Below are 12,524 nucleotides of genomic sequence, written 5' to 3' on the forward strand. Positions count from 1 at the left end.
AGTCGGTTCTGACCAGCAACTTAAGCGCGCCCAAGCCGCCGCGGCAGACCTCCGGATCGATGGACCGCACCGATCCATGAATCCCGCTCATGGCCACGGCTAGGCTGGCCGCATGGATGCTGTCGACCTCACTCCGGGCGAGCTGCGCCTGTTGCTCGCGGTGGAGCGCACCGGCAGCTTCACCGCCGCTGCCGCCGAGCTGAGCCTGACTCAATCCGCGGTCTCGCACGCGGTCCGGACCTGCGAACGCAAGGTCGGCGCCATCCTCTTCGACCGCGGCCGAACCGGTGCCCGCCCCACCGCGGCCGGTGCCCGCGCGCTCGTGCACGCCCGGCTGATCCTGCGCCAACTCGACGTTCTCCGCGCCGAAGCCCGGGGCGCGGCCGCCGGATCCCTCACCGGTCCGCTGCGGATCGCCGCTTTCCGCAGTGCCGCCGCACATCTGCTGCCCGCGGCGCTGGAACGCTTGACCGCCAAGCATTCCGGCTTGCATCCGCAGGTGCTGGTCGTCCCCGAACTGGGCCGCGGCACGGCGGGCGAGGTCGCCGACGGACGCGCGGACGTCGCCATCGCGACCCTCGGCGAAGACGAAACTCCGCCAGCCGGATTGGTCGCCGGAGAACTGTTCCGGGAGCCGTACTTTCTGGTCAACCCGATCGGACACGCCGAAGCGCGCCGCCTCCCGCTGCTTGACTGGCCGGAAAACTGCTCCTCCTACACCCGGTCCTGGTGGGCGCGGCAGGACTGGCTGCCGTCGGCGAGAATGGAGGTCGCCGACGACGGAGTGGTGCTTTCCATGGTGGCACAAGGGATCGGCATGGCGATCCTGCCGAAACTCACCCTCGCCGCCACCCCGCCGGGAGTCGCCGTCACCCCGATCGCCGACCCGCCCACCCGACGGATCGGGTACGTCGCCACCTACGTCGGTGCGCAATCCCTTGCGGTGCGCGAATTAGTGCGCGAATTGCGCGCAGTGGCCGAGGCGGAGTTCCTCGGCGCTGCTTGATCCCGGACAAAGACCATCGTCCCCGGGAATTTGACACCCTCCGCGCGACCGAACGGAGGTTGTGCCTCGCCGCGCGGCCGCCAGACTGGAGGCACACGGGACGTGTTCCCGCCGCGATGACCCGCAGGTGGTCATTGGTCGAGCCCATTCCGGTAAACCGCCTGTTCGCTGCTCGTCGTTCGTTCGCCTCCCCGGCCAGGCGGGACCGAAGGAGGACGGATGAGATTCGACGGAAAGGCGCCCGCTGTCCTGGCGGCTGTCGTGGGAGTGGTGCTGTCGGTGGCCGGATCGGCGGCGCTGGCCGCCAAGGTGAGCGCGCCAGCGTGTTCGCCGGGCACGACGGTCACCACCGACGACGGTCCGGTATGCGGCGTCGCGAGTGCGGAGATCAAGTCGTGGCAAGGGATTCGCTACGGCGCGCCGCCGGTCGGCGAGTTGCGCTGGGCACCGCCGCAGCGGCCCGAGCACTGGACTGAACCGTTCGCCGCGACCGCGGAAGGCAACGAATGTCCGCAGCCGCCCGGCACCGGACCTGGTTCGGACAACGAGGATTGCCTCAACCTGACCGTGCGCACGCCGGCCAATGCGGGGCCCGGTCCGTTCCCGGTGATGGTGCAGATCCACGGCGGCGGATTCCTGTTGTGGAAGCCGGCGGATGCGAGCCGTCTCGTGACCGCGGGGCACGTCGTCAGCGTGGAATTCAACTACCGGCTCGGGATTTTCGGCTTCCTCGCGCATGAATCCTTCGGCGCGCACGCCGGAAACTGCGGCCTCCAGGACCAGCAAGCCGCGCTCCGCTGGGTGCAACGCAACATCGCGAAGTTCGGCGGCGACCCGCACAACGTCACCATCTACGGCGATTCCGCTGGCGGTTCGAGCGTCTGCGCCCACACCGCTTCACCAGGCTCGGCCGGGCTGTTCAACCGCGGGATCAGCCAAAGCGGGGAGTACAACTCGCTGCTCGGCGTCGACACCATCTGGCAAACGCAGGACTGCAAAGCCCAACTGCCCACCGAGAAGCAAGCGCAGCAAAAGGGAGAACGCTTCGCCAAGGCGCTGGGTTGCTCCACCGCCGCCTGCCTGCGTGCGCTGCCTGCGCAGACGGTGCTCAAACAGGCCGACCACGGAAGAAACCCGGACAACGGCACGGTCGCACCGATCGTCGACGGGACAACGCTGCCGATGTCACCCGCCGAAGCTTTCGCCACCGGGCACGTCAATCACATAGCTTTGCTGCACGGCGTCGACCGCGACGAAACCCAACTTCCGTTCGCCGAGACCGCAGCCGATTACGACAAGTTTATTAAGCAGCAGTACGGAAAGCACGCCGACGAGGTCCGCAAGACGTATCCGTTGAAACGCTACCCCGCGCCGGCCCCGTTCCTCGCCTACCGGACCGCCGTCGCCGATTCCAACTCGGTCTGCCCCGCACTGCTCAACGACGAACGGCTCTCGCGACACATCCCGGTCTTCGCCTACCAGGTCGATGACACGGATATCCCGCCGCAATTCTTCGTCGACCCCGCCAAACCGAATGGTGCCTACCACGTCGCCGAATGGCTGCTGATGTTCCCGAACGGCGTCCAGTTGACCCCTAACCAGCAGGTGCTCGCCGACCAGATCCTGACCCAGTGGGCAGGGTTCGCCCGCACCGGAAACCCCACTGTGGACGGTGCGCCGCAATGGGATCCGTACACAAAGGACAGCCCGGCGGTGATGGTGCTCAACGCTGCCGGAGACAGTCAGCTCACGATGGAGATCCCGCGACAGCACCACTGTGCGGAGCTCTGGGACCCGTTGACTCCCTTCGTGCACCACCGGTAGGCGCTCTGCGACGGTATTGCCCTCGCCGCAGAAATGACATACGGTTCCGCCACTGACACGCGATTCCGCAGAGGTGGTCGATGACCCAACGCGCACTGGTGCTCGGCTGTGGCGGCACGCTCGGCTTCGCCTGGACCGCCGCTGCCCTCGCCGCGGTCGAAGACCAGCTGGGATGGGACGCGCGCGACGCCGACGTCCTGGTCGGCACGTCGGCGGGCGCGGAGATGGCGGCGTTCCTCGGCTCGGGCATCGGGGTCGGCGAGATCATGGCCGCGCTGCTGGGAGAGCCCGCCGACGACCGCGTCGTACATCATCTCGCGCAGCATCCGGGCAAGCTTCCGCCGTTGCCGACACCGATTTGGCCTGGTCTCGGCCTCGCCGTCGCGGGATTGCGCGGCCGGGTGGACCTGCTGGCCGGGCTGGCTGGAGCGGTGCCGAGGGGACGTGGCGACGCTGGATGGCTGCGCGACCTCGGCACCGCGTTGGCCAATGCCGACGGCTGGGTCGACCATCCGCGGACCTGGCTCGTCGGAGCCGATCTCCGCACCGGGGAGCGGGTCGCGTTCGGGAATTCGCAGCGGGCTCAGCTCGGTACCGCGATTGCCGCGTCCTGGGCTATTCCAGGCTGGTTCCCGCCGGTCGCCGTCAACGGCCGCAGGTACGTCGACGGCGGCACCGTTTCACCGACGTCCGCCGATCTCGTCATTCCGGCCGGGGTCGAGGAGGTCGTGCTCATCCCGCCGATGTCCACCTCCGGCGGCGCGCCCGGCCGCGGCTTCGCCCGCGTCGAACGGCTCGCCCGGCGCGCGATGACCCGGCGCGTCGACGCCGAGGTCAAGCAGCTCCGCGCCGCCGGGATCCGGGTGCTCCGGATCGAACCCGGCCCGGCCGAACTGGACGTCATGGGCCCGAATTTCATGGACCTGCGCCGCCGCGCCGACGTGCTCCGCGCCTGCCGCACCCTGACCCCGCCGCGCGTGCGCGCCGCCATCGAGCAAGGAGCGATCCGATGACCTACCCCAAAATCGACCTCGACGGCGCGTCGGTCGCGATCACCGGCGGAGGTGCCGGGATCGGCCGTGCGGTCGCCAAGTTGTTCGCGAGCAAGGGCGCGCGCGTCGCGATCGGCGACCTCAACCAGACGGCCGCCGAGGAGACCGCCGAGCTGGTCGGCGGCACCGCACACCACCTCGACGTCGCCGACCGCGACTCGTTCGCGTCCTTCGTCGCCGCGGCCGAAAAGGCCAACGGACCGTTGCATGTGCTGGTGAACAACGCCGGCCTCATGCCGAACGGCGAGTTCCTCGAACTCGCCGACGCCACCGACCGGCTGCAAATCGACGTCAACCTCGGCGGCGTCCTCAACGGGATGAAACTGGTCCTGCCCGGCATGGTCGAACGCGGTTTCGGGCACGTCGTCAACGTCGCCTCGCTGGCAGGCAAGTTCCCGGTCAAGGGACTGGCCGTCTACAACGCGACCAAATTCGCCGTGGTGGGGCTGACGGCCGCGACCCGCTTGGAGTTCGCGGAGGCAGGCGTCAGCCTCACCGCGGTGCTGCCCTCGGCGGTCGACACCGCACTCGCCTCCGGCCTCGACATGCGGCCGATTCCGAAGGTGCAGCCGGAAGACGTTGGCCGCGCGGTCGTCGATTCGGTGCACAACCGCCGTGCCGAAATCGCCGTGCCCGGCTACGTCGGCCTGCTCGCCGCGGCCGCGGGGGTCACCCCGGAACCGGTCCTCAACCGCATCCGGCGGCTGGTCCGAGACGACCGCGCGCTGCACGCGGACCACCCGGAACGCTCTTCGTACCGAGCGAATCTCGAAGCCCAGCAAGGAACTCGGCAGTAGTCAGGCGACCAGACGCAGCCAAGCCTCGGCGAGTGCCGCGTGCCCAGCCGGAGTCGGATGGACGCCGTCCGCGGCCCAATACTCCGGACCGGTCGTCGTGGAAAGCTCGGCGAACATCCCGTCCGCCGCAAGCAAATGCGCGCCGTACTTGCGGGCAAGTTCGCGCACCACCTGGATCTTCGGGTCGAGATCGACGCGCCACTTCTTCCGCTCGGCGACGCCAAGCTGCATGTCGCCGACCTCGATGTCACCGCTGATCGGCAGCAAGAACGGCTCGATGAGAATCAGCTCGGCACCGGAGTCGGCCAGCGGCGCGAGCAATCGGTCGTACCCGGCCGCGTAATCGTCGGCGGGAATGTCGTAGCCGTCCGGGTCGTACGAATGCCAGCCGACGTCGTTGATGCCGACGAGAATCGACACCACGTCCGGGCGCGCGTCCAGAACGTCGGCCTGCCAACGGGATTCGAGGTCCATCACCTTGTTGTCCGCGACCGCGGAGTTCAGCCAGGTCACCGGCCGATCCGGATGCCGGAGGCCCCATTCGCCCGCGATCCGCAGCGGGTAACCGAATCCGAGGCCGTCCTCGCTCTCGTTCCGCTGGGAGTCGGTGATCGAATCGCCGGTGAACAGCACGGTGCTTCCCGGCCGGAGAGTGATAGTCATGGCTGCTCCTAGTTTTCGCCGAACCACTGAGTTTTGGCTTGGCTGAACGATTCCTGGGAAAAGTCTCGGTCGCCCGCCCAGGCGACGATGCCGTCCGGACGCACGAGCACGGCACCCAATCCGAAGTCTTCTTTCGCCGGACCGGCCGCGTAACGCAATCGGCCCGCGGCCTCACGCAGACGCTCGTCAGCGCTGAAGTCGAGGACGACACCACGGCCGTCCTGCATCAGATCGCCGAGGCGAATTCCGTTCGCCAGCTGGAAATCCGGGGTGTAACGACCGATCAGTGGATGCTCATCGCCGAGGTCGTAACGAAGCGACGCGCCGGACATCTTCCCGTACACGTAGGTCGTTCCGTCACGGGTGCTGAGCAGGTCACGGAGAACGCCTTGCACCGCCTGGCCGTGCGCGTCCGGCCGCATCGCCGCTGCCTGCGCACGAGTCCACTCCAGCACCCAAGCCCCGATCGGATGACGTTCGCGGGGGTAGCTGTCCAGAAGCGCTTCCGGTGCCTCGCCTCGGATTACCGCGCCGAGCTTCCACCCGAGGTTCACGGCGTCGCTGATGCCGGTGTTGAGTCCCTGGCCGCCCAGCGGGGAGTGGATGTGCGCGGCGTCGCCGGCGAGCAGCACGCGGCCGCGCCGATACGTCGTGGTCTGCATGGCGCGATCGGTGAACGTCGAGACGAGACGAACGCCGGTCAGCGTGACGTCCGTGCCGGACACCCGGCGCAACACGGTCTGAAGGTGCTCGAGGCTCGGCTGCTGCGTGCGGTCGAACGCGCCGTGGTCGAAGTCCAGCACGCCGAAGTGGCCCGGTGCGGGCATCTGGACGTACATCCCGTTCGGCGTCAGGTTGAATCCCGGGCTCAGCTTCTCGGGATCGGCGACGTTGACGAGCATGGTGTAGCCGGTGAACTGCGGTTCGGTGCCGACGAACTCGAAACCCGCCAACCCGCGCACGACACTGCGCCCGCCGTCGCAGCCGATCACCCAGCGCGCCGTGTACTCCTGCTCGCCAGCCCGCACCAGCACGCCGTCTTCGTGCTGCTCAACGCCGGAAACCTCGACCCCGCGCCGGATTTCGACGCCGAACTTGGCCGCCTGCTCGGACAGCACCGCCTCGATCGCGTCGAGGTTGGTCATCATGCCGCCGGGCAGCGAACTGGGCAGCCAGTACGGCAGCGCGTCGACGTCGACCTTGGCCGGGTCGAGCACCATTCCGGCGAAGTGGCCCACCGAACGCGGCCGCTCCTCGCTGGGCGGATCGTGGATGTCCGACGCCGCCATCAGCGGAGGCAGCATCCCGCGGCGGTGAAACGCCTCGATCGACGTGGCCGACAGACCGCGCATCCCGAGCGGTGCCGTCCGCCACTGGGAACCGGGTTCGGGCTCCCGTTCGAGCACCAGGACCGAACTGCCCGCGAGACCAAGCTCGCAGGCCAGGAACAGACCGACCGGCCCGGCTCCCGCTATTACTGCGTCATGCATGGCAAACCCCCTGTGTTCTCGTTCGCTGCGACCAGCTTGGCGACGGCCGCTCACACGGCCCGCACACGGCGCTCACGCGGGGGCACATGGTGCTGACCCCGGTGTTCGCGCGAAGATCGTCGAATGGACGGGAGCGCGCGGGTTCGAGTCACGCTGCTCGGGGCGTTCCAGGTGACGCGGGGTGCCGAGGCCCTCGCGATACCCGGTGCTCGGTTGCAGGGACTGGTCGCGCGGCTGGCACTAGCCGGTGGACGTCCGGTTCCGCAGAGCGTCCTGGTCGACGCGATCTGGGGCTCGGATCTGCCCGCTGACCCCGCGCACGCCCTCCAAGCCCTGGTCTCCCGCCTGCGCCGCGCCCTCGGTTCGCCGAGCGACGTCACGCAGGTCGCTGGCGGCTACCGGCTGACCATCGACCCCGCCGACGTGGACGCGCTGCGGTTCGAACAACTCGTCGCCGCGGCTTCGCTGGACGACGCCGTGACGCTGTGGGGCGATCGTCCCGGCGTCGAACCCCCAGCCGTCGCCGCGGTCGATCCCGCCACCGCGACCCGGCTGGCCCGCCTGTCGATCGAAGCTGTCACCGACCTCGCCGAAGCGGAGCTTTCCCAGGGCCGTCCCGACTCAGCAACAGCCCGCCTGACGGCCCTGCTGACCGAGCACCCCGTCCACGAACGCGCCGCCGCACTGCTTATGGACGCCCTCGCCGCGCAGGGTCGTCAGGCAGAAGCCTTGGCCCAGTACGAACAAATCCGCGAAGCGCTGGCAGACGACCTCGGCACGGACCCGGGCACCGCGCTGCGCGAACGCCACCTGAACCTGCTGCGCGCCGAGCCCGTCAAGGAGACCAAACCGGCTGCTTTGCCCGCGCCGCTGACCAGCTTCGTCGGCCGCACCGACGACCTGGCCCGGATCGATGCCCTGCTCGCCACCGGCCGGTTGGTCACCGTGCTCGGTCCCGGCGGCGCCGGAAAGACGCGACTCGCGTTGGAAGCCGCCCGCCGCCGGGAATACCGCGACGGCAGCTGGCTGATCGACCTCTCCCCGGTCACCGAACCGGCCAAGGTCGCCGCTGCGATGCTGACCGCGATCGGACTGCGCGGCACCGCACTGTTCGAGGCCTCGGCCAAGCCCGTCGGCGACCTGGACGTGTTGGCGGATGAGCTGAGCGGCAAGGAAACCTTGCTGGTGGTGGACAACTGCGAGCACCTGATCGACGCCGTCGCCCACCTCCTTTCCGCATTGCTGCCTCGCTGCGCCGGGCTGCGGGTCCTGGCCACCAGCCGCGAGCCGCTGGCGATCGACGGCGAGGCATTGGTCCCGCTCGGTCCGCTCCGCGACACCGCGTCCGTGCGGCTCTTCACCGAGCGAGCGGCAGCCGTTCGCCCCGATTTCACCGTCGACGAGGGGAATCTCGACGACGTGCTGCGAATCGTCCGCGGCCTGGACGGCATGCCGCTGGCGCTGGAACTGGCCGCGGCCCGCCTGCGGACGCTTTCGTTGGCAGATCTGGCTTCCGGTCTGTCCGACCGATTCCGGCTCCTGACCACCGGCAGTCGCACGGCTTTCCCCAGACACCGCACGCTGCGCGCGGTGATCGCCTGGAGCTGGGACCTGCTCAGCGAAGACGCGCGAACGGTCGCGGAACGGATCGCGGTTCTGCCGGGCGGCGTCACCCCCGCCTCGGCCGGCGCGGTCTGCGAACTCCCGGTCGAGCAAGCGCAGGAACTGCTCGCCGACCTAGTCGACCGCTCGCTGCTCCAGCTCGTCCCCGGCCGGTACCGGATGTTGGAGACCATCCGCGAGTACGGCCTGGAATGCCTTGCCGAACAAGGGATTCTGCCCGCCGTACGAAACCGGAGCGCGCGATATTTCGCCGAACTGGTTGCCGCCACCGATCCGCTTCTGCGCGGCCCCAGGCAACGCGACGCGCTCCACCTGCTGACCGCCGAATACGACAACGTGCTGGCCGCCCTGCGCCACCTCTGCGACACCTCGGACGCCGGGCTCGCTCTCGCGATCGACCTGACCTGGTACTGGCACATGCTGGGCCGACATGCCGACGCGTCGTACTGGCTCGGCCAAGCGACCGCCCAGCCAGGCATGCACCACGACATCGCCGCCGGAGCGCTGTTGCTGGACGCTGGTGCCGCAGCCGACGAGGTAGTCAGCCGCCTGCTGAACTATCCGGAGTTGCCGCCCTTCGGCGTACTGACCGCTGCGGGACTGGCCGCCCGCGCGGGAATCGACGCGTCGCCGCTCCTCCAGCGGCTAGCCGACGGCCCGGACCGATGGCTGGCCGGATTGGCCCGGATCACCCGCGCCGAACTGGCCGAAAACGACGGCCATTTAGCCCAGATCGATTCGGACGTCGCCGTCGCACTGGACTGCTTCACCGAGTCGGGGGACAGCTGGGGCGTCGCGATGGCTCTGCCGATGCGTGCCCTGCTGCGGCAATACGACGGCGACCTGGCCGGTGCGCTGGCCGACCTGACCGAGGCCAAACGGCTGGCCCAGGAGTTCGGGTCGCTCAACCACAGCGACGAGACGTTCATCGACCTGCGCCTGATCGACCTGCACGTCCGGCTGGGCGAAACCGAGCAGGCCGCGGCGATGATCGCGGTGACCAGGGACCGCACGCTGCGCTCGACCATGCCCGGAACTGTCGTGCTGCTCGACGCGCGGGAGGCCAGCTTCCGCCTGCGCACCCGTGATCTGACCCGGGCCCGCGAGCTGATCGAAGCGGCCGAGGCCGGACTGTCCACCCCGCTCCCGTTCGGCGGCGACCACGGACAGGCGCTGGTCAGCGCGGTACGAGCGGAACTCTGCCTGGAACTCGGCGACGGCCCCGGTGCCGAGGCGGCGCTGGACCGGGCGTACGCGGCCGCGGTCAACAGCAAGGACCTGCCGATCGTGGCCACCGTCGCGGTGACGGTCGCCGGCCTGGCCGAGCTGTACCGCCGGTTCACGGACGGAGCGGAAATCCTCGGCGCAGCGGCCCGCCTCCGCGGTGCGCACGACCGGACTGACCTGCAGGTACGCACGCTCAGCAGTCGTGGCCGACTGGCCCTCGGCGAGGAACGCTTCGCCGCCGCGTACGAGAGAGGCTGGCAGCTGCCCGCACCGGCGGCAGTGACCCGTGCCGATCCGGCCCGCCTGCACCGGAACGGTTCGTTTTCCGGATAGTCCCGGTGTTCGGTTCCGCCGCTAGACCATTCCCCGCAAGCCCTGCACGGTGGAGACAACCCCAGTTCGTTCCGGAGCGGAAGGCCGGAAACCGAGCCTGAGATTCAGCGGTGCCTTCGGGAACGATTCCCCGTCGCGGCGTTGGCCACACAGACGACAGGGAGAACCCCGCTGATGTCCGAGACAACCGAACGGTCGCTGCGCCCCGGCGACCTGGCGATTCGCTGTGGGCCGCTGGGCTCCCTGGTGCTGGTGAGACTGAGCGGCGCACTGGATCTGGCCACCGCCGACGAGCTGGCCGACGTACTGAACACGCAGCTGCGGACCGGCCGCGACATCGTGCTCGACTGCACCGGCCTGGACTTCATGGCCGTCATCGGCATGTCGCTGATGCTCGACACCCACCGCGCCGCCACCGCCCGGCACCGAAAACTGATCGTGGTGACCGGCGGCAACCGGGCCGTCCTGCGCCCGCTGCGCGTCACCAGGGTCGACGCCATGCTCCGCCTCGCCGCCACCATCGACGACGCCTGCTCCCAGCTCGGCGGTTTGATCCCCGACCCACGCGGGTAACCGGGGGCCTGCCCCGCGACGAAGCACGTCGGAGGTCCTCGCACGACGCCCGAGGACCCGCCGGGGTCGCTTTGTCGGCGTGGGACGGAGGACGAACCGGCGGATGTCCGCTCCTGGACACTTGGTGTTCGACAGCGACGACTTGGAGCGCACCGAAGAATTCCTCTCCAAGTCCTACGCCCCGATGCGCATCGGCAGCGGCGGCCGCGCCGCGGGCGCCCACATCACCCGGGTCGCCTCGGACAGCGTCAGCGCCGACCAGCTGGACCTGCACTTCGAGATGAGCTACGACGTCAGCCCGCTCGGCCGGATCTGCCTCTGCGACATCGAGACCGGAACGATCGAAGACCATCGGCCCGCCAACTGGTCCGAACCCGCCGACTTCGGCCCCGGAGACCTGTTCTCCTTCGCCCCGCCAGACCGCCCGTACTCCGGCCGGATCTGCCGGGCGCGCTACAGCATCACCATGCTCGACCCAGACGTGCTGGCCCGCGTCGCCGGTGTCGAAAAGCCCGTCGAACTGCTCGACCACAACCCAGTGTCCGCTGCCGGCGCCCAGCACCTGCGGGCCGCCATCACCTACGTGCGCGACCAAGTCCTCTCCGCGCCGGACATCGCCGAGCACCCACTGCTGGTCAGCACCGCCACACAGCACCTCGCCGCGGCTGTTCTCGCGGCTTTCCCCACGACTGCACTGGACGAACGCGCTGGCACTTCACTCGACGCGCATCCGGCAGCTTTGCGCCGCGCTGTGGCGTTCATCGAAGCGAATCCCGAACGCGACCTCACGGCCACCGACTTGGCCCAGGCCGCTGGAGTCTCAGCGCGGGCGGTGCAGTTGGCGTTCCGACGGCACCTGGATACGACGCCGATGGCCTATCTGCGGCGGGTGCGTCTTGACCATGCACGAGCTGAGCTGAGGGCCGCTACGCCGGGGGAGACGACGGTTACGCAGGTGGCGGCTCGGTGGGGGTATATGCGGCCTAGTGCGTTTACTGCGCATTATCGGGCTGCGTATGGGGAGCTTCCTTCGCAGGCTCTTCACGACGGTGCATGAAAAGGTCTGGCTTACGCGAGCGTCATTGCCGAACTTCAGAGGCCGCAACGCGTTCCAGTTGGCATCGCTGCTGTGCACGCTTCCAGAGCCGTCCCTGTCGTCGTGGTGGCTTGGTTCGGGAGTCCAGACACCGGCATTGCTCCACCTGGAGGTCACCCGGTCAGCCGGTCCCGATGTCGCAGTCGACGGGTTAGCGTGGTGAAAGGATTTCGCATCCGCCCTGGGGGGACTGGGGGAGCGTGCGCTTGACGCACCGGAGGCGACGACGGAGTCCAAGGAGGAAGCTTTGTTTCCCCGTCCTTTCAGTCTTTCGCACGCTGCTGCCGGTGTCCCGGCCGAGCGGATTGCGCGCCGAACAGTGCTTGCGGGCACTGTCGCAGTCGCCGTGCTGCCCGTCGTCGGGGTGGCACCGACAGCTGCCGCGGCGCCCTTGGCATCGCACGATTCCGACGAGGAACTGCTTTTGCACATCGCAGGCACAGTCGCGGTGCTCCCGGTCGCCTTTCCCGCTTTCGACGAGCATGGGACGGCGGAGCAGCGGGTCACCCGAAAACGTTTGAATCAGGTGCTTTCGCGCATGAGCGATGACGTTCGCGGCGATCTTGTCGACGGTCTCGCCCAGGGGCGGACGATGTTGTCAGTGCGGGACGACAAAGAAACGGTCGTCCGGGCCTTCGGCCGGGCTTCCGCGAATTCGGCTCAGGTCAACGGACTGCGGGCCGTGGTCTCCACTGCGATCGCGACGATCTCGTCCCGATTCGAGCCGGGTCAACGGCCAGCGGCGGAGTTGTGGCTGGACTACGCACGCAGGTTCGCCGCGACGCCGGCGCGGGGAAGAGAGGCCGGAGCGAGATGACCTTCTCCCGGCAGGCCCACAAT

Annotated in this window: 10 protein-coding genes; 8 read left to right on the forward strand and 2 right to left on the reverse strand. The window is 68.9% G+C overall.

The window, feature by feature from the left end:
* The first annotated feature begins 112 nt into the window (after positions 1 to 112).
* The 4 genes from WA670_RS06060 to WA670_RS06075 all read left to right on the forward strand — a co-directional run bounded on the left by WA670_RS06060 (position 113) and on the right by WA670_RS06075 (position 4,679).
* On the forward strand, positions 113 to 1,006 hold the full coding sequence (locus tag WA670_RS06060; protein WP_336157101.1) for a LysR family transcriptional regulator: 894 nt from the start codon (positions 113 to 115) through the stop codon (positions 1,004 to 1,006).
* A 219-nt stretch (positions 1,007 to 1,225) separates the two neighbouring features.
* The gene (locus WA670_RS06065; protein WP_336157102.1) at positions 1,226 to 2,830 is read left to right on the forward strand and encodes a carboxylesterase/lipase family protein; all 1,605 of its coding nucleotides are present in this window, start codon (positions 1,226 to 1,228) and stop codon (positions 2,828 to 2,830) included.
* 80 nt (positions 2,831 to 2,910) lie between these two features.
* Complete coding sequence (locus WA670_RS06070; protein ID WP_336157103.1) at positions 2,911 to 3,843, forward strand: patatin-like phospholipase family protein; 933 nt, start codon at positions 2,911 to 2,913, stop codon at positions 3,841 to 3,843.
* The gene (locus WA670_RS06075; protein ID WP_336157104.1) at positions 3,840 to 4,679 is read left to right on the forward strand and encodes an SDR family NAD(P)-dependent oxidoreductase; all 840 of its coding nucleotides are present in this window, start codon (positions 3,840 to 3,842) and stop codon (positions 4,677 to 4,679) included. Before WA670_RS06070 ends, WA670_RS06075 begins: the two co-directional genes overlap by 4 nt.
* On the opposite strand, the gene WA670_RS06080 is transcribed toward WA670_RS06075, so the two are convergent.
* Positions 4,680 to 5,342 carry an SGNH/GDSL hydrolase family protein gene (locus tag WA670_RS06080; RefSeq protein WP_336157105.1) on the reverse strand — a complete coding sequence of 221 codons (663 nt, stop codon included), beginning with the start codon at positions 5,340 to 5,342 and terminating at the stop codon, positions 4,680 to 4,682.
* 8 nt (positions 5,343 to 5,350) lie between these two features.
* Positions 5,351 to 6,832: an FAD-dependent monooxygenase gene (locus WA670_RS06085; RefSeq protein WP_336157106.1), complete on the reverse strand. Its 1,482-nt coding sequence runs from the start codon at positions 6,830 to 6,832 to the stop codon at positions 5,351 to 5,353.
* A 123-nt stretch (positions 6,833 to 6,955) separates the two neighbouring features.
* On the opposite strand from WA670_RS06085, the gene WA670_RS06090 reads away from it, so the two are divergent.
* The 4 genes from WA670_RS06090 to WA670_RS06105 all read left to right on the forward strand — a co-directional run bounded on the left by WA670_RS06090 (position 6,956) and on the right by WA670_RS06105 (position 12,501).
* Positions 6,956 to 10,015, forward strand: coding sequence for a BTAD domain-containing putative transcriptional regulator (locus tag WA670_RS06090; protein WP_336157107.1), 3,060 nt, complete (start codon positions 6,956 to 6,958; stop codon positions 10,013 to 10,015).
* A gap of 174 nt (positions 10,016 to 10,189) precedes the next feature.
* Positions 10,190 to 10,588 carry an STAS domain-containing protein gene (locus tag WA670_RS06095; protein ID WP_134663791.1) on the forward strand — a complete coding sequence of 133 codons (399 nt, stop codon included), beginning with the start codon at positions 10,190 to 10,192 and terminating at the stop codon, positions 10,586 to 10,588.
* Between the two features lie 103 nt (positions 10,589 to 10,691).
* The gene (locus WA670_RS06100) at positions 10,692 to 11,645 is read left to right on the forward strand and encodes a helix-turn-helix transcriptional regulator (RefSeq protein WP_336157108.1); all 954 of its coding nucleotides are present in this window, start codon (positions 10,692 to 10,694) and stop codon (positions 11,643 to 11,645) included.
* A gap of 385 nt (positions 11,646 to 12,030) precedes the next feature.
* Complete coding sequence (locus WA670_RS06105) at positions 12,031 to 12,501, forward strand: hypothetical protein (RefSeq protein ID WP_158714401.1); 471 nt, start codon at positions 12,031 to 12,033, stop codon at positions 12,499 to 12,501.
* Positions 12,502 to 12,524 lie beyond the last annotated feature (23 nt).

It is taken from the genome of Amycolatopsis sp. VC5-11, assembly GCF_037034185.1.
GTDB lineage: Bacteria > Actinomycetota > Actinomycetes > Mycobacteriales > Pseudonocardiaceae > Amycolatopsis > Amycolatopsis nivea.

Excerpts from the sequence above, each read along its gene's own strand:
- WA670_RS06100 (WP_336157108.1), top strand. The coding sequence starts at position 10,692 with ATGTCCGCTCCTGGACACTTGGTGTTCGACAGCGACGACTTGGAGCGC.
- WA670_RS06090 (WP_336157107.1), top strand. The coding sequence starts at position 6,956 with ATGGACGGGAGCGCGCGGGTTCGAGTCACGCTGCTCGGGGCGTTCCAG.
- WA670_RS06085 (WP_336157106.1), bottom strand. The coding sequence starts at position 6,832 with ATGCATGACGCAGTAATAGCGGGAGCCGGGCCGGTCGGTCTGTTCCTG.
- WA670_RS06065 (WP_336157102.1), top strand. The coding sequence starts at position 1,226 with ATGAGATTCGACGGAAAGGCGCCCGCTGTCCTGGCGGCTGTCGTGGGA.
- WA670_RS06095 (WP_134663791.1), top strand. The coding sequence starts at position 10,190 with ATGTCCGAGACAACCGAACGGTCGCTGCGCCCCGGCGACCTGGCGATT.
- WA670_RS06075 (WP_336157104.1), top strand. The coding sequence starts at position 3,840 with ATGACCTACCCCAAAATCGACCTCGACGGCGCGTCGGTCGCGATCACC.
- WA670_RS06080 (WP_336157105.1), bottom strand. The coding sequence starts at position 5,342 with ATGACTATCACTCTCCGGCCGGGAAGCACCGTGCTGTTCACCGGCGAT.
- WA670_RS06070 (WP_336157103.1), top strand. The coding sequence starts at position 2,911 with ATGACCCAACGCGCACTGGTGCTCGGCTGTGGCGGCACGCTCGGCTTC.
- WA670_RS06060 (WP_336157101.1), top strand. The coding sequence starts at position 113 with ATGGATGCTGTCGACCTCACTCCGGGCGAGCTGCGCCTGTTGCTCGCG.